Annotated in this window: 19 protein-coding genes; 15 read left to right on the plus strand and 4 right to left on the minus strand. The window is 42.8% G+C overall.

Annotation, left to right across the window (positions count from 1 at the left end; all coding sequences use genetic code 11):
* Nucleotides 1-127: 127 nt before the first annotated feature.
* The 3 genes from AC0VYC_RS02070 to AC0VYC_RS02080 all read left to right on the plus strand — a co-directional run bounded on the left by AC0VYC_RS02070 (nucleotide 128) and on the right by AC0VYC_RS02080 (nucleotide 5,138).
* Nucleotides 128-4,177 (plus strand): isopeptide-forming domain-containing fimbrial protein, encoded by a 4,050-nt coding sequence (locus AC0VYC_RS02070; RefSeq protein WP_475389310.1) that lies wholly within the window; start codon nucleotides 128-130, stop codon nucleotides 4,175-4,177.
* Between the two features lie 6 nt (nucleotides 4,178-4,183).
* Entirely contained in the window at nucleotides 4,184-4,744 is a 561-nt protein-coding gene (locus AC0VYC_RS02075) for a class D sortase (RefSeq protein WP_039166256.1), read from the plus strand.
* A 109-nt stretch (nucleotides 4,745-4,853) separates the two neighbouring features.
* On the plus strand, nucleotides 4,854-5,138 hold the full coding sequence (locus AC0VYC_RS02080) for an AbrB/MazE/SpoVT family DNA-binding domain-containing protein (protein WP_041508244.1): 285 nt from the start codon (nucleotides 4,854-4,856) through the stop codon (nucleotides 5,136-5,138).
* Between the two features lie 39 nt (nucleotides 5,139-5,177).
* Here the strand turns inward: AC0VYC_RS02080 and AC0VYC_RS02085 are convergent, their stop codons facing one another.
* The 3 genes from AC0VYC_RS02085 to tcyA are packed head-to-tail and all read right to left on the minus strand — an operon-like array spanning nucleotide 5,178 to nucleotide 7,428.
* Nucleotides 5,178-5,921 (minus strand): amino acid ABC transporter ATP-binding protein, encoded by a 744-nt coding sequence (locus tag AC0VYC_RS02085; RefSeq protein ID WP_007498183.1) that lies wholly within the window; start codon nucleotides 5,919-5,921, stop codon nucleotides 5,178-5,180.
* A gap of 12 nt (nucleotides 5,922-5,933) precedes the next feature.
* Complete coding sequence (locus AC0VYC_RS02090; RefSeq protein ID WP_008347286.1) at nucleotides 5,934-6,626, minus strand: amino acid ABC transporter permease; 693 nt, start codon at nucleotides 6,624-6,626, stop codon at nucleotides 5,934-5,936.
* Entirely contained in the window at nucleotides 6,613-7,428 is an 816-nt protein-coding gene (gene tcyA / locus AC0VYC_RS02095) for a cystine ABC transporter substrate-binding lipoprotein TcyA (RefSeq protein ID WP_007498178.1), read from the minus strand. The genes AC0VYC_RS02090 and tcyA overlap by 14 nt, the downstream gene beginning before the upstream one ends.
* Before the next feature lie 361 nt (nucleotides 7,429-7,789).
* On the opposite strand from tcyA, the gene AC0VYC_RS02100 reads away from it, so the two are divergent.
* Nucleotides 7,790-8,410, plus strand: a complete 621-nt coding sequence (locus AC0VYC_RS02100; protein WP_061417899.1) for a dienelactone hydrolase family protein — start codon at nucleotides 7,790-7,792, stop codon at nucleotides 8,408-8,410.
* Between the two features lie 288 nt (nucleotides 8,411-8,698).
* Nucleotides 8,699-10,132, plus strand: coding sequence for an amino acid permease (locus AC0VYC_RS02105; protein ID WP_041091095.1), 1,434 nt, complete (start codon nucleotides 8,699-8,701; stop codon nucleotides 10,130-10,132).
* Between the two features lie 44 nt (nucleotides 10,133-10,176).
* On the opposite strand, the gene AC0VYC_RS02110 is transcribed toward AC0VYC_RS02105, so the two are convergent.
* Nucleotides 10,177-11,670 (minus strand): peptide MFS transporter, encoded by a 1,494-nt coding sequence (locus AC0VYC_RS02110; RefSeq protein WP_136944919.1) that lies wholly within the window; start codon nucleotides 11,668-11,670, stop codon nucleotides 10,177-10,179.
* 264 nt (nucleotides 11,671-11,934) lie between these two features.
* Here AC0VYC_RS02110 and AC0VYC_RS02115 point away from each other — a divergent pair, with 264 nt between their 5' ends.
* The 10 genes from AC0VYC_RS02115 (at nucleotide 11,935) to AC0VYC_RS02160 (ending at nucleotide 21,898) form a co-directional block, all read left to right on the plus strand.
* Complete coding sequence (locus tag AC0VYC_RS02115; RefSeq protein ID WP_039166244.1) at nucleotides 11,935-13,719, plus strand: right-handed parallel beta-helix repeat-containing protein; 1,785 nt, start codon at nucleotides 11,935-11,937, stop codon at nucleotides 13,717-13,719.
* Between the two features lie 197 nt (nucleotides 13,720-13,916).
* Nucleotides 13,917-15,242 (plus strand): LLM class flavin-dependent oxidoreductase, encoded by a 1,326-nt coding sequence (locus tag AC0VYC_RS02120; RefSeq protein WP_047946171.1) that lies wholly within the window; start codon nucleotides 13,917-13,919, stop codon nucleotides 15,240-15,242.
* A 17-nt stretch (nucleotides 15,243-15,259) separates the two neighbouring features.
* Nucleotides 15,260-15,763, plus strand: a complete 504-nt coding sequence (locus tag AC0VYC_RS02125) for a GNAT family N-acetyltransferase (RefSeq protein WP_025206740.1) — start codon at nucleotides 15,260-15,262, stop codon at nucleotides 15,761-15,763.
* Between the two features lie 22 nt (nucleotides 15,764-15,785).
* A complete protein-coding gene (locus tag AC0VYC_RS02130; protein WP_008347268.1) occupies nucleotides 15,786-16,580 on the plus strand; it encodes an amino acid ABC transporter substrate-binding protein in 795 nt (264 codons plus the stop codon).
* 24 nt (nucleotides 16,581-16,604) lie between these two features.
* On the plus strand, nucleotides 16,605-17,279 hold the full coding sequence (locus tag AC0VYC_RS02135) for an amino acid ABC transporter permease (protein WP_007498163.1): 675 nt from the start codon (nucleotides 16,605-16,607) through the stop codon (nucleotides 17,277-17,279).
* Between the two features lie 12 nt (nucleotides 17,280-17,291).
* Nucleotides 17,292-18,038 (plus strand): amino acid ABC transporter ATP-binding protein, encoded by a 747-nt coding sequence (locus tag AC0VYC_RS02140; protein ID WP_007498162.1) that lies wholly within the window; start codon nucleotides 17,292-17,294, stop codon nucleotides 18,036-18,038.
* 33 nt (nucleotides 18,039-18,071) lie between these two features.
* Entirely contained in the window at nucleotides 18,072-19,229 is a 1,158-nt protein-coding gene (locus AC0VYC_RS02145; protein WP_284724818.1) for an amidohydrolase, read from the plus strand.
* Entirely contained in the window at nucleotides 19,220-20,554 is a 1,335-nt protein-coding gene (locus AC0VYC_RS02150) for an MmgE/PrpD family protein (RefSeq protein ID WP_475389315.1), read from the plus strand. The genes AC0VYC_RS02145 and AC0VYC_RS02150 overlap by 10 nt, the downstream gene beginning before the upstream one ends.
* A gap of 273 nt (nucleotides 20,555-20,827) precedes the next feature.
* Nucleotides 20,828-21,376 carry a GNAT family N-acetyltransferase gene (locus AC0VYC_RS02155; protein ID WP_144679616.1) on the plus strand — a complete coding sequence of 183 codons (549 nt, stop codon included), beginning with the start codon at nucleotides 20,828-20,830 and terminating at the stop codon, nucleotides 21,374-21,376.
* 366 nt (nucleotides 21,377-21,742) lie between these two features.
* Nucleotides 21,743-21,898 carry a hypothetical protein gene (locus tag AC0VYC_RS02160; RefSeq protein WP_475389317.1) on the plus strand — a complete coding sequence of 52 codons (156 nt, stop codon included), beginning with the start codon at nucleotides 21,743-21,745 and terminating at the stop codon, nucleotides 21,896-21,898.
* The last annotated feature ends 6 nt before the right edge of the window (nucleotides 21,899-21,904 follow it).

Below are 21,904 nucleotides of genomic sequence, written 5' to 3' on the forward strand. Positions count from 1 at the left end.
TTGTCGAAAATAGTCTTTTAGTCATGTTGAGGGTTCTGAAATGTTACTGATATTCTTTACCAAAGTGTGGGAGGTGAACTGGTACATACCATTATGATTTAGAGCAGGGAAAAGGGGATGTCAAAAAATGAACATATTAAAAAGAACGAGTCAATTATTTCTAATATTGGTGCTGATTGCTGGGAATTTATTAACAGTTTCGCCACCTGTTACGAAAGCCGCTGGGACAGTGGTTGTCAATAACGCAGATTCCTACATGATTGGAAATGGGAAGTTAGTTCTTTATCAGCTTGATGGGCAAAATCCAACAAACGTAAAGGCTAGTGTACAGGTGAAGGGAATTAATTCGACTGTAGTGAACGGTGTTGCTGTGAATGATCAAGAAAACACTGTGTATGCAACTACGACAGCAAGTGGAGAGCCAGTTCTTTATAAAATAAATGCGACCACTGGACAAGCAGAGCGTGTAGGTGTTTTAGGCGGAAGAGCGCCTAATGCCGTTGTTTATAACGGTAAATATATTCATTCGTATGCGGTTGATGGAGAACCCTACCTTGCAACGTACGACTTAGCAACTGGTCAAAAAACGGCCAAGAAAATTGTCGGTTATGACGTTGGCCCTGGCATTGGCGGAGACATTGGCGGAGACCTTGTTGTCGATAAGGATGGCTATCTTTGGTTCGCATCTAATACCAGTGGGTCCATTGCGCAAATGAATCCTGAAACAGCTGAAGTCATTCGAGTGATTCCAATCACAAATGCAGATGGTAAACCGATTGAGGGAGGAGTACGAGGAATTAGCTTTTTGCCAAATGGACAAATGCTATTACAATCAGGAAAAGATGATTCTATTGGTCATTCTACTCTTTTTACACTTGATGCGAAAACATTAAGTACAACATATATGGGCACTGTAGGTGATTCATTATCTTACGACTTAGCTTCAAGGGTGAAGCCTGAATTCGATCCATATCCTCCTAACCTTGAATCAGAAAAATCTGTTGCTTTACAGAAAAAAGCAGAAGGCAACACAGATGAAAAGCATCCAGAAGTAGGCGACACTTTGCTTTATACAATTAGAGCAAAAAATACGGTGCAATTCGGCATTCTTAAAAATCTGATCATATCAGATAATCTTCCGAGCAGCTTAACCTATGTTTCTGGATCTCTTAAGGTAGATGGCACAAGCGTAACAGATGCAAAGGATCAAGACAAAGGTGATTTTACAAACGGTACTGTGACAGGTCAAATAGGTGATGTGAAAGACACCGATTGGCACACTGTGACATTTGAAGCGAAAGTAGCAAAAGGGCAAGCTGGCAAGGATATTCAAAATACAGCGAATGTCAAAGGGGAAAACACACCGCCAGACAATCCAACAACAAACATAGAAATTTATCCTCGTGATCCGAAGCTTGAATCAGAAAAATCAGCGGTCTTACAGAAAAAAGCAGATGGGAATACAGATGAGAAGCACCCAGAAGTAGGGGACACATTGCTGTATACCATTCAAGCCCGTAACGCTGTTGAAGATAGTGTAATAGAAGACCTTGTGATTTCTGACAAGTTACCTCAAGGATTATCTTATGTACCAAATTCACTTCAGGTAGATGGAAATCCAGTCACAGATGTAAAAGATGACGACAACGGTGATATGACAGACGGAACTGTCACTGGAACGTTCGGTGAAGTGAATGATACGAAATGGCATACCGTGACGTTTGAAGTCACAGTTGAAAAAGGCCAGGCAGGCAAAGATATTCAAAATACAGCGAGTGTCACAACCGGCAACACACCGCCAGACGAGCCGACAACGAATGTAGAGATCTATCCTCGTGACCCAAAGCTGACTTCTGAAAAATCAGCGGTCTTGCAGAAAAAAGCAGATGGCAATACAGATGAGAAGCATCCAGAGGTCGGTGATACACTTCTTTATACGATTAAAACAAAGAATACGATAGAAGACAGTCTCGTTGAAAATTTAGTGATCTCAGACGAACTGCCGGAAGGATTAGCGTATGTGCCGGATTCACTTCAAGTGGATGGAGAGGCAGTCACTGACGCAAAGGATGACGATAACGGAGACTTCACAGATGGTACCATTTCAGGACAATTTGGTGACATTCAAGATACAGATTGGCATACCGTGACATTTGAAGTGACGGTTGAAAAAGGACAATCTGGCAAAGACATTCAAAATACAGCGAGTGTCACAGGTGAAAACACACCACCAGACGATCCGACAACAAAAACAGAAATCTATCCTCGTGATCCAAAGCTGGAATCAGAAAAATCAGCGGTCTTGCAGAAAAAAGCTGAAGGTAACAAAGATGAGAAGCATCCAGAAGTAGGAGATACCCTGCTTTATACAATTAAAACAAAGAACACGATAGAAGACAGCCTTGTGGAAAATCTAGTGATCTCAGATCAATTACCAAAAGGGCTGACGTATGTCGCTGGGTCTCTTGAAATTGATGGAGAATCTGTCACAGATGTGAAAGACGACGATAGCGGAGACTACACAGATGGAAAGGTCACAGGTTATTTTGGTGATGTGAAGGACACGGACTGGCATACCGTGACGTTTGAAGTGACAGTTGAAAAGGGACAGGCTGGTCAAGACATTCAAAACACTGCCGAAGTAACAGGTGAAAACACACCGCCAGATGATCCAACAACGAAAACAGAAATTTATCCTCGTGAACCAAAACTAGCATCAGAAAAGACAGCGAGCATTCAGAAAAAAGCAGAAGGGAACACAGATGAAAAAACACCACAGGTAGGCGATACCCTTCTTTATACGATCAAAACAAAGAATCTTGAAGAGGACAGCATCGTCGAAAATCTCGTGATTTCAGATCAACTGCCAGAAGGTCTTGAATACGTCGAAGGGTCATTAAAAGTAGATGACCAAGCCGTCACAGATGCAAAAGATGACGATAACGGAGATTACACAAAAGGCACAGTCACCGGACAATTTGGTGATATCAAAGACACGGACTGGCATACTGTGACGTTTGAGGCGAAAGTAGCCAAAGGACAAGCAGGTAAGACCATTCAAAATACAGCAAAAGTAACAGGCGAAAACACGCCGCCAGATGAGCCGACAACCGAAACAAACATTGATCCAAGAGATCCAAAGCTTGAATCAGAAAAAACATCTGAGATTGCTCAAAAAGCAGAAGGCAATACAAATGAAAAACAAGTTCAGGTAGGCGACACCCTTCTTTACACCATCAAAACAAAAAATAGTGTAGAAGACAGTGTCATCAAAGATTTAGTCATCGCAGATCAACTACCAAAAGGTCTTGAATATGTCGAAGGGTCATTAAAAGTAGATGGACAAGCCGTTACAGATGCAAAAGATGACGACAACGGAGACTACACAAAAGGCACAGTGACCGGTCAATTTGGCGATATCAAAGATACGGACTGGCATACAGTGACGTTTGAAGCAAAGGTCGCAAAAGGCCAAGCGGATAAAACCATTCAAAACACAGCAAAAGTAACAGGCGAAAACACGCCGCCAGATGAGCCGACAACCGAAACAAATATTGATCCAAGAGATCCAAAGCTTGAATCAGAAAAAACATCTGAGATTGCTCAAAAAGCAGAAGGCAATACAAATGAAAAAGAAGTACAAGTAGGCGACACTCTCCTTTACACCATCAAAACAAAAAATAGTGTAGAAGACAGTGTCATCAAAGATTTAGTCATCGCAGATCAACTACCAAAAGGTCTTGAATATGTCGAAGGGTCATTAAAAGTAGATGGACAAGCCGTTACAGATGCAAAAGATGACGACAACGGAGACTACACAAAAGGCACAGTGACCGGAGAATTTGGTGATATCAAAGACACGGACTGGCATACGGTGACTTTTGAAGCGAAGGTCGCGAAAGGAACTGAAGGTAAAACCATTCAAAATATCGCAGTTGTGAAGGGCGAGAATGTTGACGAACCAGACAAACCTGAAAACTCAACAACGGTAGTACCGCCGCATGTGCCAGAGGTGCCAGCAAATCCAGAGCAGCCTTCTCATTCAGAACCGGATACACCTGGTCATCATCTTCCGAACACTGCAACAGAGATGTACAACCTTTTACTAGCAGGATTTGCACTTGTACTAATAGGTGCATCCCTTATTGTATGGAAAAGAAGAAAAAGAAACGGATAATCGTCCATGTTTCAAAAAATCATCTCAGCTCTATTGATTACAGCAGGTATTTGTCTTGTGATTGTAGGATATATGAAAATCGTTGATGGACAAAGACAAGTAGATCAATCATTCCAGTCAGCGCAAGCAGCCATCCAGCAAAAGGGGAAAATGGATTCCTCTTTTGTGCCGGAGGCTGGTGAAACCATTGGGCTCTTGCACATTCCAAAGTTAAACGCTGAGTTACCAATTGTAGAAGGAACAGCGGCGGAGGATTTGGCAAAGGGAGTTGGTCATTATCACGAGAGCTATTTTCCTAACGAACAGGGACAAATCGTTTTATCTGGGCATCGTGATACTGTGTTTAGACGAACAGGAGAACTTGTGAAAGGGGATCAACTTGTCATAGAGCTTTCATACGGTCGGTTTACCTATGAAATTGAGAAAACAAAGATTGTGAAAAAAGATGATCAAAGTATTATTACACTACAACAGGAAAAGGAAGAACTTGTCCTCACCACATGTTATCCTTTTTCTTTCATTGGTCCTGCGCCAAACAGATATATTATATATGGGAAGCGTGTTTAGCCACTGGATCAGCCTGCAGCTCATTCTTTCATTAACCGATTAGAGCGCTTAATCCCTTGATAAACAGGGAATCTTCTATATCATATCTAGAGATGCAGGGGGGGTCAATTTGTTAAATAAAGAAGATGTAAAGTATATAGATAACGTTGGGAGAATTGTCCTGCCGACAGATATAAGAAAGCGGTTGAAAATTCATCCACAAGATTTTATTGAAATCTATCAAGAAGAAAGTCACATTGTGATAAAGCCTTATTGGCAGGATAAACCTTGTATCGTTACAGGGCAAGTCACCTGTTCCAATAAGGCGCTGTCAGGCGGTGTAGTTGTCAGCCCAGAGGGAGCGAGACTGCTCCTGCAAGATTTACTAGCGCTGCGGCTGCAAAAAGAGATATAAAAAAAGGCTGTTCTCACATGATGAGAACAGCCTTTTTGATCATACTGGATTCAAAATCCGATTTAAGAATTGTTTTGTTCGTTCTTCCTTTGGTCGTTTGAAGATTTCTTCAGGAGGACCTTGTTCGACGATGACGCCGCCATCAATAAAAATCACTTCGTCCGCCACTTCTTGGGCAAACTTGATTTCATGTGTGACAACCGCCATCGTCCAGCCTTCTTTCGCTAGATCTTTCATGACCTTTAAGACTTCTCCGACAAGCTCAGGATCAAGCGCAGAGGTTGGTTCATCAAAAAGCATAAGCTCTGGCTGAATGGCAAGTGCACGGGCAATGCCGACACGCTGCTTTTGACCGCCTGACAGCTGGAAGGGATACAAATCTTTTTTATCCTCAAGTCCTACCTTTTGCAGGAGCTGAATCGCTTCTTTTCGCACCGCTTCTTTCGGACGGCGCTGGACTTGGACTGGACCTTCCATCACATTCTCAAGAACAGTGCGATGTGGGAACAGATGATAATCTTGAAACACCATGCCTGACTTCCGGCGAAGCTTGAGCAAATCAGCTTGTTTATTTTTTTTAGAAAAATCAATCGAGAAATCATCGAAGGTAAAGGAGCCGGCATTTGGAATTTCAAGTGCATTTAAACAGCGAAGCATCGTTGTTTTTCCTGAACCTGATGGACCAAGAATCGCCACAACCTGCCCTTTGTTGATCGTAAAATCAATCGACTTTAAAATCTCATTTTCACCAAAGGATTTGTTTAAGCCTTTGACTGTTAGCATGTCGTTCCCTCCTTACCTTGCGACATATCGATCAAGTCGTTTTTCAATTTGGTGTTGAACGAGCGATAGAATGAAGCAGAATACCCAATAAATCAGGGCTGCTTCCATATAAATAAATAAAATTTGATCCAAGTTCGCCGCAGCAATTTCTTGTGATTTACGGAACATCTCTGCCACGAGGATTTGGGAGGCAAGCGATGTATCTTTCACCAAACTAATGAATGAATTAGACAGCGGCGGAATCGATACACGCACTGCCTGCGGTAAAATCACGCGGACGAGCGTTTTGCGATGGGTCATCCCAATCGAATACCCCGCTTCCCATTGTCCTTTTGGAACAGATAGGACGGATGCACGAATAATTTCCGAAGCATACGCACCTACGTTTAAAGAAAAAGCGATGATAGCACTTGGATATGGATCAAGTGTGATATTAAATGTCGGAAAGAAATAGAAAATAATAAACAATTGCACAAAAAGCGGCGTTCCGCGAACAGCCGACACATAGATAGAAAAAATCCATCTGAGCGCTTTGATTTTAGACATTCTAGCAAGAGCTGTCACAAGCGCAATAAAAAGACCAATGATAAAGGCAATGATGGCGAGGGGAATTGTATAATAAATTCCCTGCATCACCATTGGCCAAAAAGATTGCTGAAGAAGATCCCACGGAATGACGACTCCGAGGATATTATTTTGTAACATCTTCACCAAACCATTTCTTAGAAATCTTAGCGAGTGTACCATCTTTCTTCATTTCTTTTAGTGCGCCATTCACTTTGTCAACGACTTCGCCGCTGCCTTTTCTGAAGGCAAAATACGTTTCTTGTGGATCTCCTGTTTCAAATGCAACTTTTAGGTTTTTGTTACCGCTTGTTTTCAAGTAATTCAAGACAGCCAATTTGTCATTGAACGTCAAATCAGCACGCCCTTGCTGAATCAATTGAATGGATTGTGCAAGACCTTCAACCCCTTCAATTTTAGCGCCAGCATCTGTAGCTAATTTGTTATAGTTACTTGTTAATGATTGTGCTGCTTTTTTGCCTTTCACATCAGAAAGTTTCTTGATGTCATTGTTATCTGATTTTGTCACAACAATGGCTTGAGATGTTGTGTATTTATCAGAGAAATCATATTGATTTTCACGTCCAGTTTTACCAACTTGGTTCGCTACCACATCAAAACGTTTTGAATTCAGACCAGCAAACATGCTGTCCCATTGTGTTTCTTTGAATTCTGGTTTTAAGTCAAGACGTTTTGCGACTTCTGTGATGACCTCGACATCATAGCCAGTTAATTTATCTGTCTTTTTGTCATGGAAGGTGAAAGGAGCATATGTACCTTCTGTACCGATGGTTAATACGCCTTTATCCTGAATGGACTTCCAAAGGTCACCTGATTCCTTAGACCCAGATTGTTTATTTGCGCTGTCGTTTGCAGCTGATCCACATGCTGTGATCAATGCAACACAAGCGCCTAAAATAATGGCAAAGAACATTTTTTTCATTTTATTCCCCACTTTTCTTGTTGGTATTTACAACATATGATCTTACAGAGAAGCAACCTAAAAGTAAAGCATTTGAAACTAGCTTGAGCGAATCTCACCAACTTTATGCCTTGAACTGGTTGAACGGATAAACGATAGAACTATACCCAAAACAAAAGGTGGATAAAACCAAACGCATTCTCAAACGATGATGAAGAGAGTTCGATTGATGAGAATGTGAGATAGACTACTTAATGGTAAAATATGCTATGATTTTCACATCGAAAGAAGTTTATGTGGGTGTTGATCAGTTGACTTAAATGACTTTCTAAAGTACAAGATCCTCCAGTGAACAAACGGAATAAAAGGGAAGTGTGATCATTTGCATACATTGAAACAAAAACCTGTCATGATTTTAGTACACGAAATATACGGAATAAATGATCATATGAAGAGTATGATCGATCATTTTGACAAAGCTGGTTTTGAGGTTTATTGTCCTCATTTATTAGGACAGGCTAAACACTTCCCTTATGCCAGTGAGAATGAGGCATATGACTACTTTATGAATAAAGTTGGTTTTGATGAATCGGTAAAGATCGTATTGAATGTGGCAAAAGAGTTAAAAACGAAAAATGCAGAGAGAGACATATGTCTGATAGGTTTTAGTGTGGGGGCAACAATTGCTTGGCAATGCAGCCAATATGATCAGTTGTTTACCGGAGTGATTGGATTTTATGGTTCACGGATAAGAGATTTTCTCGATATGACGCCTGCCTGCAATACGCTGTTATTTTTCCCGGAAGTTGAAGCATCTTTTAACCCTCGGGAGGTTGCGAATGTTTTGGAGAAAAAGGAAAAGCTTTGCGTGAAAATAGTAAAGGGGCAGCATGGGTTCGCCAATCCAGATTCTACGACTTTTCACGCTGAATCTAAAAATCGCTGCTTTCAAGATATAGATGGTTTTATCAAAGAGTGTCTACAAAAGAAAAATGACTCATGACTGTTTGAAATGAGACTCGAATAGAGGGAAATGAAACCAGTGTGTCATGTAAGTTTGCATGCTGGTTTTTTCGTGCAATTCTTTTGGATAGAAGGCATCCTATCAAATGATCAGAATCACCGTATAGTTGTGCGAACATTACTAAAATAAAGACTTTGTGTCAGTGACGATAGAAGGAAGCATATTTATTATAAAAGATGTATAATTAGTAGGTTGTTTTGAAAATGGAATAATCACATGGAGACATGTTTTGATAACAGAACATCTTAGAAGAAGGAGGGCATCATTGTGGATGTTGGACAAAATCAGCCCGAACAATTGAAAAGGGCGATGACCTCCCGCCATTTATTTATGATTTCTCTTGGCGGTGTCATTGGGACAGGCTTTTTCCTTGGAACAGGCTATACGATTGGACAAGCAGGGCCAGTTGGAGCTGTTCTTTCCTATATAGTGGGCGGATTGATTATGTATTTAACCATGCTGTGTTTGGGAGAGCTGTCAGTCGCGCTTCCTGTGTCGGGGTCGTTTCATACGTATGCGACGAAATTTGTGAGTCCTGCAGCAGGTTTTGCTGTTGGCTGGATTTATTGGCTTGGCTGGGCAGCCACCGTGGCGCTGGAATTTTTATCAGCAGGGCAGCTGATGAGACGCTGGCTTCCACAAGTGGATGTGTGGATTTGGTGTCTCATATTTGGGCTGTGTTTGTTCTTATTAAATGCCAGGTCAGCGAAAGCGTTCGGGGAGTCGGAGTTTTTCTTTTCAACCATTAAGATTGTTGCCATCTTACTATTTATTGGCGTAGGCGGAGCGGCGATGTTTGGTTTTATTCAAACGACGAGCGGGGAACCAGCTCCTTACTTTAGTCATTTTGTGAGTGACGGTCTGTTTCCGAATGGCTTGCTGGCCGTTGTCGTCACGATGATCACGGTGAATTTTTCGTTTCAAGGGACGGAGCTGATCGGGATTGCGGCAGGAGAAAGTGAAAATCCGGAGAAAACCGTACCTCGCTCTATTCATCAGACGGTTTGGCGCACCCTTGTCTTTTTCGTTTTATCTATTTTTGTCTTAGCGGGTATGGTGCCTTGGAAAGAAGCGAGTGTGCTGCAAAGCCCATTTGTCACTGTGTTTGAGAGAACGGGCATTCCTTATGCGGCAGATATCATGAACTTTGTCATTATCATTGCTTTATTATCTGTGGCGAACTCTGGCCTATATGCCTCTACGAGAATGCTGTACTCTTTGTCGAAGGAAGGAATGGCAGGGAAGGCGTTTAGACGAGTCAATCAGCGGGGCATCCCGATGAATGCCTTACTGCTCACTTTCCTGTTTACAGGTATTTCGTTATTATCAGGATTCTTTGCAGAGAAAACCGTTTTTGCTTGGATCGTGTCTATTGCGGGCATGAGTGCCCAAACCGGCTGGATTACGATTACATTATCACAGCTGCTTTTCCGCAGAAGATATTTGAAAGCAGGCGGAAAGCTGGAAAACCTAAAATTTAAAACCCCTCTTTATCCGGCACTGCCGATTATTGCGATCACGCTGAACTCGATTGTGCTAATCAGTCTTGCCTTTGATGCGGAGCAGCGGATTGGGCTGTATGTCGGCGTACCGCTCATGATCATTGGATATGTTGTCTATCACCGCTATGTGAAAAAACATCAGGTGAAAAGTGAACCGCTCCAGTTGCAAATCCACGGAGATGATGAAATTCGGTTTTAATTCAAAAAAAGAAGCCTTCCCATTTGGGAGGCTTCTTTTTCAATTTAATGCACACCTTTCATCGCTTTCTTAATCACCGGTGTAAGCAGGAGCATAGCGCCACATAAAATGATGGCGAGCATGCCGATGATCCCGAAATAGACGGTTTCTGGCACTTTATCAAATAGCTTGACCACTTGCGCATTGATGGCCTGTGCCATTGCATTTGAAAGGAACCAAAGGCTCATCGTTTGCGCTGAGAAGGCAGCAGGTGCCAGTTTTGTTGTGGCTGACAGCCCAACTGGTGATAAGCAAAGCTCTCCGATGACGACAAGGAAGAAGCTTAGAACGAGCCATAGTGGGCTTACAAGTGTATGTGGTCCAGACATGTAGGCAGGAATGATCATGATGATAAAGGATAATCCTGCGAACAGAAGGCCAAGTGAGAATTTAATCGGGGTAGACGGCTGTTTCTTACCGAGTCTGACCCATAACCAAGCAAATACTGGTGACAGGAGCACAATAAAGATTGGGTTCAATGATTGGAACCAAGAAGAGGCTAATGTCATGCCAAGGAAATTCAAGTTTGTTCGCTGATCTGCATATGTGGCTAAAATATTTGAGCCTTGTTCTTGAATGGCCCAGAACATCACCGCAGCTAGGAACAATGGAATATAAGCGAGTACCCTCGACTGCTCCACTGCACTCGTTTTTTTACTAAAATACATCACAATAAAATAAACAATTGGAATCAGCACACCAAGGACACTGACAAACCAAGTGAATAGATTAATCGTGAGCGCTCCTGTTTGAATACCGATGACAGCAAAAACAGCAAGTACAATCACGATCAATGTACCGAAAATTTTGAAGTTCTTGCGTTCAGCAGCTGATAGTGGATTTGTGACATAAGTGCCGGCAAGTCCAAGATTCGGCTTTTTCGTGATGACAAACGTAATCAGTCCAACAAGCATACCAACGGCAGCGAGTGAGAAACCAAGGTGGAAATTCACTTTTTGACCGAGTGTTCCGACAATTAATGGGGCGATAAAACCACCCATGTTGATCCCCATATAGAAAATACTGAATCCAGAATCCCTGCGGGGGTCTGTTTTTGTATACAGGTCACCGACTATGTTTGATACGTTCGGCTTTAGGAGACCTGTTCCAATAATAATCAGCCCCATACTAATAAAGAGCGCTGTTGCTCCGCTAGGCAGTGCCAAAATGACATGACCAAGCATAATGAATACCCCGCCATAAAAGACCGTACTGGACGAACCAAATACCCGGTCGGCAAGCCATCCGCCAATAATGCCTGACATGTAGACAAGCGCACCATAGACAGACATGATCGAATTAGCGGTTGTCTGGTCGAAGCCAAGACCGCCTTTTGTCACCTCTGTGTACATATAATAAATAAGCAGTGCACGCATGCCATAATAAGAAAAACGCTCCCAAAATTCAGTGAAAAACAGTGTGTAAAGTCCTTTAGGATGTCCAAAAAACCCTTTTTGAGGAACACTTTTAACAATTTTATCGTGGTCAATTGTAGACATGGCATAGATCCTTTCTTAAAAAAAAGAGATATGAGAAAAATGATATTCTTGTATAGTTCTTGTGTCAATATAAAACTATTCTAAAACAGGAAAATGTTAGTTCAATAGGCGTAAAGACTCAAAAAGATGAAAAATTCGCTCAAGTGAAAATCATCGGAAAGTTATTCCAGAAGAATTTATATAAAATTTGAAATATCGTACAAGCAAACCTTTCCCACATGCATAGGATGACAAGAGGACATGTGTAAAAAGGAGGGGTTTTCATTGGGGGATGTAAATGAATCTGATCTGAAGAAACCCATTGTCAATGTATTAGACTTTGGCGTGATTGCTGACGGGAAAACGGACTGTACAGCGAAACTGAACGAATGCCTGGAATGGACAAAAGCACAGGGCTACTCCCACGTCTGGTTGCCGAGTGGAACGTATCTAATAGATGCGGTGTACAGGGGGGATCAATTTTTTCCTTTTCGTCATGCCGGCATACGAGTGCCAAGTCATATTTGTATTGAGATGGCATCAGATGCCGTCATCAAAGTGAAACCAAATGATTCGTGGGGATATGCAGCCTTTTATATAGGAGAGGTAGAGCATGTGACCATTCGGGGCGGGCGGATTGAAGGCGACCGTGATGAGCATGTGTACAAGGCGCTCCCGCCAGAAAGAAAAACACATGAATGGGGCTTCGGGGTGTGTATTGAAGGTGCTTCCCATGTGAATATCGATCGTGTTCAAATCAACAATTGTACGGGAGACGGCATCATTGTCAGTCCGCACGGTTTATTGACCCATATCGAATCGTACTCGCCTGCTTCGTCAATTCATATTTCTGGCTGCACCATCACTGACTCAAGGCGAAACAATATTTCTATTACAGGCTGTGATGGTGTCATTGTGGAAGACTGTTTGCTTGAAAGGGCAGGGGTAAACGGGGTCGAGCCAAAAATGGGCATTGATATTGAAGGATACGGAGAAAATGCGACCAACTTGGAGGAACCGCTGAATATTCAAATTCGAAACAACATAGTCAGAGGCGGCGCAGCCAGCTCTATCTATAATTTCAACGGCTATGGTGTGATCATTGAAGGCAATCAAACGGACAGCAGTATCTCCTATGGCTTCGCCACTGAAATGATCATTGCGAATAATTTGATTCGTGCAGTGAGAGGGGGCGTGACAAAAGCAGGGATTACGAGCTTAGGTGTGCCGCTTGATCAATCGGAAAACAATGTGATCATTATTGGCAATATGATTGAAGGGTTTGAAAAGGGTATTGATGTGAGGGGAGACAGCGTGCACATCACAGGTAATAAAATCAGTCTTTTTGAAGATGCGGCTGTGTCTGTCTATATGGCCAATCGTATTTTAATAGAAGGAAACCATATTGAGTCAGGGACAAACACACGGCTTAGAAGTACATCGCTGCGTATTTATCAATCAGACAGCATTGTCTTTTCAAACAATACCGTCTACTCTGTCATCGATGCGGCGATGGTCAGAGGAACGAATATCTTAATTCAGCATAATCAATTCAAGGAATTCAGCCGAGGGATATGGGTGCAGGAGGGAGAAGCGGGGATCAACGGCAATCACTTTATTCAAGAAGGACATTCACAGCTCGCATCTTCGTATACAATCAGCGTGACAGGAAATGCAAAGGCTTTCATATGGCAGAATCGTTTTAAGCACTATCAAAACTATGCAGTCTATAGCAATACGACCGCTCCTTTAGAGATTAAAGACAATTCCTTTGAAGAAACGTCCTTATATGTGGTGATGTATATTAAAAATGGCTCACCCCAAATTGGTGATAACCGCTTTTATTTAAATCGTTCAATCGGACAGCCGACAGCCGTTTTTCTTGATGAGGTTGTCTCAGCACGTGTGCTGCGGAATAACATCATTAATCTCTCTCCTCAAAAAGCGATTGCCGTCCGCACCACATCTTCCACTCATTCGGTGATTGCCCATAACGTACTAGAGCGCAGTCAATTGATGACGCACTCCACGGACCGGCTCATCGGAAATATTGAAATTGATCCACCGTAACCGCCTGTAAATCCCTTTTTTTGGAGGTTCAGAAGGCGGTTGACAATCATGTAAAAAGGGCATATAGTAATAATTATTTTTCATTTTTCACAACATTTGCCCTTTTTTATGGATAAAACCGATTAATTCAATCAGAAAAATGTATCTTGTAAAATAATCACTTGATACAAGGAAGATATAGAAAGGATGAAGAACAAGTGTCACAGCCGAAACGGAAGCTCAAGCTAGGCGTATTCATCGCGGGAACTGGACATCATGTCGCCTCTTGGAGACATCCGAAAGCAGTACCAGACGCAGCCATGAATCTTGATTACTTTAAACAATTAGCGAAAAAGGCCGAGGAAGGGAAGCTGGATTTGCTCTTTTTAGCCGACAGCTTATCAATTAATCATACATCTCATCCAAATGTATTAACAAGATTTGAACCGCTCACCCTGCTTTCTTCGATTGCAGAGTCTACCTCAACAATTGGTTTAGCAGCAACAGCATCAACTACATATAGTGAGCCATTCCATATTGCGAGACAGTTTGCCTCACTCGATCATTTATCAGGCGGACGAGCAGCATGGAATGTGGTCACATCTTCTATTGAAGAAACAGCGAAAAATTTTAGCGGAGAAGAGCATTTAGCGCACCACAAACGATACGAACGAGCTGAAGAATTCGTCGATGTCGTCAAAGGTCTGTGGGATTCTTGGGAAGAGGACGCACTTATCAGAAACCAAGAAACAGGAGAATTCTTTGAGTCTAGTAAGCTTCATGAGCTGCAGCACAAAGGTGAATTCTTCTCTGTACGGGGACCGCTTAACGTATCACGCACCCCGCAAGGACAGCCAGTGATCATTCAAGCAGGATCTTCTGAAGATGGTCAAAAGCTTGCGGCTAAAACGGCTGAGCTTATTTTTACGGCACAAAACGATCTCGACAAAGCGAAGGAATTTTACCAAAGCTTGAAGGGAAAAGTAGAGGCTGTTGGGCGAGCTAGAGAGGATGTCAGCATCATGCCGGGCATCTTCCCAATCATTGCCGATACTGTCGAAGAAGCAAAAGCGAAGTATGAAGAATTACAAGAGCTGATTGTTCCAGAAATCGGCCTTAGCATTTTACAAAACTACTTAGGGGGTATTGATCTTTCCCAGTATCCACTAGACGGACCACTTCCAGAGATTGATCCAAGCGCGTCAAATGCCGTGAAAAGCCGCTTTGACCTTGTGATGAATATGGCGAGAAAGGACAACCTGACCATTCGCCAGCTCTACCAATCTGTTGCAGGGTCCCGTGGGCACCATATCTTCATTGGAACACCAGAGCAGCTAGCAGATGTGATGGAGACATGGCTCGTTGAGGAAGCAGCCGACGGTTTTAACGTGATGCCGCCATTATTGCCAGAAGGACTTGATGCCTTCGTAGACCGCGTCGTTCCGATCCTTCAGGAAAGAGGCCTGTTCAAAACAGAATACACAGGACAAACTTTACGAGAAAATCTCGGCTTAAAACAGCCAAAAAATCGCTACACGACATAAAGGTGAGGTGACTAACGTTGGGATATACGTTTCGTCTGGCAACTGAGGATGATATAGAAGCGCTGCTTGAACTGACAACAAGAGCCTATGAACCGATTCGTGAGCTCGGCATCCAGTTCCAAGCAGCACATGCAGATATCGCCCTCGTTCAGAAAAATGTACAAAAGAACCTTTGCTATGTAATGGAAGAAAACGGAGAGCTTCTCTCCACCTTATCACTCCGTATGCCGTGGGGAGAACAGCCAGGACCATTCGGCGTTCCGCATATTTGGTGGTTTGCTTCAGAACCAGCGGCAAAAAAAGGCACAGGCTCAGCCTTGCTTGAGTGGGTTGAAACGGAAGTGCTAAGGGACACACTAAAGGTACCGTTTGTCTCTCTTGGGACAGCTGATAAGCATCCGTGGCTCATGGACATGTATGAGCGTAAAGGCTATGTCAGAGCAGGTGAAAAGGATCTAGGCAAAGGCCATATCACCATTTATTTTAAAAAACAATTACGATCAGATATTACACAACCATAAGAGGAAAGAAGGGTGTACGAACATGAAAAACAAAAAGTGGCTAGTTGTTTTATTTGCGGCAATGCTTGCGGTGTTAGCAGCATGCGGCGGGGGTAATCAGAGTGAAGGCAAAGACGAGAAAGTGCTTAAAGTGGGCGCTACAGGCCAAAGCTATCCATTTGCTTATAAAGAAAACGGCAAACTAGTAGGATTTGATGTCGAGGTCACAGAAGCCATTGCGAAAAAGCTAGGCTACAAACTAGACTGGCAGCTGAGTGAATTCAGCGGACTGATGGGCCAGCTGACATCTGGTAAGCTGGATACTGTATCAAACCAAGTTGCGATTACAGATGAGCGTAAACAAACGTTCAACTTTACAGATACGTATGCATACGCAGGAACACAAATCATTGTCAAGAAGGACAACAAGGACATTAAAGGACTTGATGACTTAAAAGGAAAAACGGTGGCGGCTGTTCTTGGCTCAAACCATGCCAAAAACCTAGAGAGCAAAGACCCAGACAAGAAAATCAACATCAAAACATATGAAACACAAGACGGTGTCTTAAATGAAGTCGCAAATGGCCGTGTAGATGCTTACGTCAACGGACGCAGTGTCTTGTTAGCTCAAATTGAAAAAACAGGACTTCCACTCAAAATCGTCGGCAACCCAATCGTATATGAAGAAGTCGGCTACCCATTTGCCAAAGATGAAAAGCACGACAAGCTAAGAGAAGAATTCAATAAAGCGATCAAAGAATTAAGAGAAGACGGAACACTGAAGAAATTGTCTGAGAAATATTTCAAAGATGATGTCACAGTTCCAATTAAAAAATAACAACAGCGGCGGTGAAAAGCAGACATGAATCACATTGATTGGCAGTATATGGTGACGGTTTTTCCAACCTTGATTCAATACTTGCCGATAACGATCTTCATGGCGATTGTCTCCATGGTATTTGCCATTATCATTGGTGTGGTATTCGCGCTTATAACGAAAAACCGGATACCTGTCTTATACCAATTTGCCAAGCTGTATATTTCTTTTTTCAGAGCGGTTCCAACTTTGGTTCAGCTCTTTCTCATTTATTTTGGTCTTCCGCAGCTATTCCCTGCGATGACCTCAATGGATGCCTTAACAGCGGTCATTATCGGTTTAAGTATTAAAAACTCAGCGTACTTAGCAGAAATTTTTAGAGCGGCTCTTAATTCAGTGGATGAAGGGCAGCTTGAGGCCTGTTTATCTGTCGGCATGACAAGATGGCAGTCTTACGTCAGAATTATTTTCCCGCAGGCCGTCAGAAATGCCATTCCAGCGACGGGGAATACCTTTATTGGACTTTTAAAAGAAACATCGCTTGCCTTTACCATTGGGGTGGCAGAAATGTTTGCGCAAGGGAAAATGATTGCATCGGCCAACTATAAGTACTTTGAAACGTATTTAGCGGTTGGCATTGTGTATTGGGTGCTCACCATCATTTATAGTTTCCTACAAGACCTATTTGAACGAAAAATCAGCAAACCTTACCGGAATTAAGGAGGTGTGGACATGATCAAGCTCACCAATTTGAAAAAATCATTCGGCGACCTTGTCGTCTTAGACGGAATTAATCTTGACGTGCAAAAAGGGCAGGTTGTGGCCATTATCGGACCTTCTGGCTCCGGTAAATCAACATTGCTGCGCTGTCTAAATCTATTAGAAACGCCAGATGAAGGTACGATTGAAATTGGCGATGCGAAGCTGAATGCGTCTAAATATACACGTAAAGAAGCCCATCACCTGCGTCAGCAAACGGCCATGGTGTTTCAAAACTATAATTTATTCAAAAACAAAACAGCCCTGCAAAACATTACAGAGTCACTGCTTGTGACGAAAAAAATGACAAAACAGCAGGCAAATGAAATCGGTATGAAGCTATTGAAACAAGTAGGGCTAGAACAAAAAGCTGACAGCTACCCGGTCACACTATCCGGCGGCCAGCAGCAGCGAATCGGGATTGCCCGAGCCTTAGCGGTTGATCCACATGCGATTCTGCTAGATGAACCAACATCAGCACTTGACCCAGAACTTGTTTCAGGTGTGCTTCAAGTCATTAAATCCATTGCCATTCAAGAAACAACGATGATCATCGTGACACATGAAATGGCGTTTGCAAGAGAAGTAGCAGATCATGTCATTTTTATGGCAGATGGTCATATCATTGAGCAGGGAACGCCAACCGAACTATTTGACGAAACGAAGAATGAACGAACAAAACGATTTATCCAAAAAGAAGCAGCGGCTGAAGAAGCATAAGCTGCTTTTTACTCTTTAGAGGGGTGAGTATCAGTGAAATCATTAGGAAATGAAGCTTTAAACAAACGTTTAATTAACATGCGCCGAGCGCTTCATGAGCATCCAGAGCTAGCATTTGAAGAATATGAAACGACAAAAAAACTACGAGGCTGGTTACAAGAGGAAGGGATCACAGTGCTCGATTTCCCAGATCTTCAAACAGGAGTCGTTTGTGAAATCAAAGGAGAACAAGAGGGACCAACGATTGCTCTGAGAGCCGATATTGACGCACTTCCGATCGAAGAAGCATCTGGCGAACCATTTTCTTCAAAGATACAGGGGAAAATGCATGCATGCGGTCATGATTTCCATACCGCTTCGATTTTTGGTGCGGCTGTCCTATTAAACGAACGGAAACATGAGCTTAAGGGAACAGTCCGCATTTTGTTCCAGCCGGCTGAGGAAGTGGCGCAAGGAGCGAAACACGTCATAGAGGCAGGCGTCTTAAATGGAGTCGATGCGATATTTGGTATGCACAATAAACCTAACCTGCCAGTTGGCACCATCGGGATAAGAGAAAAAGCGTTAATGGCGAGTGTCGATCGGTTTGAAATCGACATTAAAGGAACGGGTGGTCATGCTGGAATTCCAAATCACACAATTGATCCGATTGCCATCAGCGGTCAGATCACAAGCGCCCTACAGCAAATTGTCAGCCGCCGCATTAGTTCTTTACATCATGCGGTTGTCAGCATCACACGTATTCAAGGCGGCACATCATGGAATGTGATACCTGATCGCGTCGAGATGGAAGGAACCGTTCGGACGTTTGAGCCTGAAGTGAGAGCGATGATTCCAGATCTCATGAAACAAATCGTGAGCGGTATCGCAGAAGGATTTGGCGCAAAGGCAGAAGTGAAATGGCATCCGTATTTGCCTTCTGTGATGAATGACGAGCGTTTGACAAAGGTTGTGGAAGAAACGGCAGGAGCGCTTGATCTCGCAGTAGTAGAGGCAGAGCAGTCACCAGGCGGAGAAGACTTTGCCCTTTACCAAGAACGCATTCCAGGATTTTTCGTCTGGATGGGGACAAGCGGTACCGAGGAATGGCATCACCCTGCCTTTACGTTAAATGAAGACGCACTCCCTGTTGCCGCTGCCTTCTTTGCCGAGCTTGCGGTTCGGGCGTTGGAGTCAAGATCATGGAACTAACGAAACAGCTCGCAGAGGCAGTGCTATCTGCTGATCCGCTGCAAGATCAACAGGCCGTTCAAATGGCTCGAAACGGTTTGTTAGACGCTGCGGCAGCAGCGCTTGCTGCAAAAGAGGATGAAGGGATTCAGAAGCTCATGGCGCTGGTGGAACAAGAAGGCGGCGCGGCTCAAATTCCTGTCATTGGACAAGGGAAGAAGGTCAGCCGTCAATCCGCAGCCATGCTAAATGGCTACCTGATTCACGCCCTTGATTATGATGATGTGCATTCTGATGTGAGAGGACACCCAAGTGCGGTGATCATTCCGGCCTTGCTTTCCCAGCTAACAGACGGGGAGGCATATGGTGATCGATTTTTAAGTGCCTACATCACAGGTGTTGAAGTGATGGCAAGGCTTGGGGAATCCATTGGCAAGGCGCATTATGAGCGGGGCTGGCATAATACCGGAACTCTCGGAGCCATTGCAGCAGTCTGTGCGATTGGTTATTTGAAACAAGTTTCACAGAAAGAGCTGGCGAAAGCGATCGGCTTTGCAGGTGCGCAATCAGCTGGAATGCGAAAGCAGTTTGGGGCTGATATGAAACCATTACAAGCTGGCCTCGCCGCTAAAACCGCCGTATGGTCCATGGATTTAGCTTGTTCAGGTTTTGGCGGGAGTGAATCGCTTCTGGATGGAGAGCTGGGCTTCTTTTCTCTCTATGGGGATCAGAAACTAGCGGAAAGACGTCTGCTAGAGGACTATGGCACTGCGTGGCGTATCGTGTCGCCGGGTCTATGGTTTAAAGTGTATCCGTTCTGTTCAGCGGCGCATCATGCAGCCGATGCGATCGAATCATTAGTACAAGAACACTCTTCCTTACAGGAGAAGATCGAACAGGTCGACGTCATGTTTCCGCCTGGCGGAGATGCCGCACTCACGGAGCGGACACCTTTGACGGGAGAAGAGGGACGATTTAGTGTCGAGTATGTCATCGCACTAGCGGTGTTTGGACAACCTTTATCACTGGATGCTTTTACGAAAAAAGCCATTTCACCAGAGCTGCGGACATGGATGAAGCGGGTAAATAGAGTATATGATCAAACGATAGAACCCCATCCAGACGCAGTGCCAAAAGGACGTTTTACGATTGTAAAGCTCACCTTATCTGACGGGTCAACCATCAGCAAACGTGTTGATATCCCTCGGGGAGCACCAGGCTGTGCGTTATCGACAGAAGACATCATACAAAAGTTAAGCAGCGTCACCAGCACATCACAGGCAAAGCAGCTTTTACAAGCGGTTGAAGAGGGAAATGACGCTGCCTATCTGAAGTTGCTCGTGTGATATGAAAAAAGCTCATCTTTGGAGATGAGCTTTTTTAAATGTCTTTATTCTTATAAGTGTGAATACACTCTATGACGTCAAAGAAGATATTCTCTTCGTCAGGTAACAATTGATCTTGATCTACAACAATCACATTTAAAAACGACCCTATTCTATGACAGAGGCAAAACGAGTTTTATCTTTTAGGTGTATTTTTTAAGGGAACAAATCGCAAATCGACGAATTTAGTAGTACGTTTAAAGATTTAAATCATTGATATGAAGGGAGTATGAAATGTTAACGATTCGTCGTATCTATCAAAAAAATTATCCTAAAGGAAAACAAGTATATTATCAATATACATCTGAAAAATACTATGAAATTCATATGGAAACCAGTCACAATGGTTGGAACATCTCCCTTACAGAAGAAGTATTTGAAGCGCCAGTTAAAAAAAATCTAAAAGAGGAGATTTTCGATCCATATAAAGAGGGTTCAGAGGTTTACGTGTCAGAGATGAATGGTGAAGAAACTGGAATTATAGTCATTCAACACATGAAATGGAATAATACATTACTCATTCATGATTTATATGTGGATAAACAATTTAAAAGAAAAGGTATTGGCAGCACTTTCATTAAAATGGCAAAAAAACGCGCTCGTGAATTGGGAGTTAGAATGATTGTATTAGAAACCCAATCATCCAATTTTCCAGCTATCCAGTTTTATTTGAAAAATGGCTTTCAACTGATTGGATTAAATGTCAATTCTTATTCAAATGAAGATATAAAGAAAAAGGAAATTCGCATCGAAATGGGGTGCCTTATAGAAAATCACAATTAGCTTCTTAGGGCACACCCGCCCTCGATATGCATGTCCAGTTCCAAACTGTTTTATATAGACCATTTATAACGATCAGGAAGCGTGTCATTTCATTCTTTTACTTCATGGGAGACTTCTTCTTCTCAAAGAACGTAAATGACACTGTCCTCATCTTAGACTATCCTCTACAATTCCTTCATTTTTCCATTCTACGATATTAAAAAAGAACAATGTGATTCCCCAAAATGTCAACTCCATCAAAAAGTATGAATAAAAGATGACCAAAGCATGATAAGTTCATGAAATCGTATCAATCCAATTGAGATTTGAGAAGGAACATGTAAAATAAAGCTACATAAAGAAAAACAAAGGCAACAGCGGAGGCTGATGATGAAAATATTAATGATTGAAGATAACCAGAGTGTTTGTACAATGACGGATATGTTTTTTCAACGAGAAGGATTTCAAGCGGAATTCGTCCATGATGGATTAGAAGGATTGAATCGATTTAAGCAAGAGGAGGACTGGGATTGCTCATCTTAGATGTCA

The sequence above is a fragment of the Bacillus sp. iso_77 genome, assembly GCF_056173625.1.

Excerpts from the sequence above, each read along its gene's own strand:
- AC0VYC_RS02090 (WP_008347286.1), bottom strand. The coding sequence starts at position 6,626 with ATGTTACAAAATAATATCCTCGGAGTCGTCATTCCGTGGGATCTTCTT.
- tcyA (WP_007498178.1), bottom strand. The coding sequence starts at position 7,428 with ATGAAAAAAATGTTCTTTGCCATTATTTTAGGCGCTTGTGTTGCATTG.
- AC0VYC_RS02150 (WP_475389315.1), top strand. The coding sequence starts at position 19,220 with ATGGAACTAACGAAACAGCTCGCAGAGGCAGTGCTATCTGCTGATCCG.
- AC0VYC_RS02130 (WP_008347268.1), top strand. The coding sequence starts at position 15,786 with ATGAAAAACAAAAAGTGGCTAGTTGTTTTATTTGCGGCAATGCTTGCG.
- AC0VYC_RS02110 (WP_136944919.1), bottom strand. The coding sequence starts at position 11,670 with ATGTCTACAATTGACCACGATAAAATTGTTAAAAGTGTTCCTCAAAAA.
- AC0VYC_RS02140 (WP_007498162.1), top strand. The coding sequence starts at position 17,292 with ATGATCAAGCTCACCAATTTGAAAAAATCATTCGGCGACCTTGTCGTC.
- AC0VYC_RS02135 (WP_007498163.1), top strand. The coding sequence starts at position 16,605 with ATGAATCACATTGATTGGCAGTATATGGTGACGGTTTTTCCAACCTTG.
- AC0VYC_RS02155 (WP_144679616.1), top strand. The coding sequence starts at position 20,828 with ATGTTAACGATTCGTCGTATCTATCAAAAAAATTATCCTAAAGGAAAA.
- AC0VYC_RS02070 (WP_475389310.1), top strand. The coding sequence starts at position 128 with ATGAACATATTAAAAAGAACGAGTCAATTATTTCTAATATTGGTGCTG.
- AC0VYC_RS02085 (WP_007498183.1), bottom strand. The coding sequence starts at position 5,921 with ATGCTAACAGTCAAAGGCTTAAACAAATCCTTTGGTGAAAATGAGATT.
- AC0VYC_RS02075 (WP_039166256.1), top strand. The coding sequence starts at position 4,184 with ATGTTTCAAAAAATCATCTCAGCTCTATTGATTACAGCAGGTATTTGT.
- AC0VYC_RS02160 (WP_475389317.1), top strand. The coding sequence starts at position 21,743 with ATGATGAAAATATTAATGATTGAAGATAACCAGAGTGTTTGTACAATG.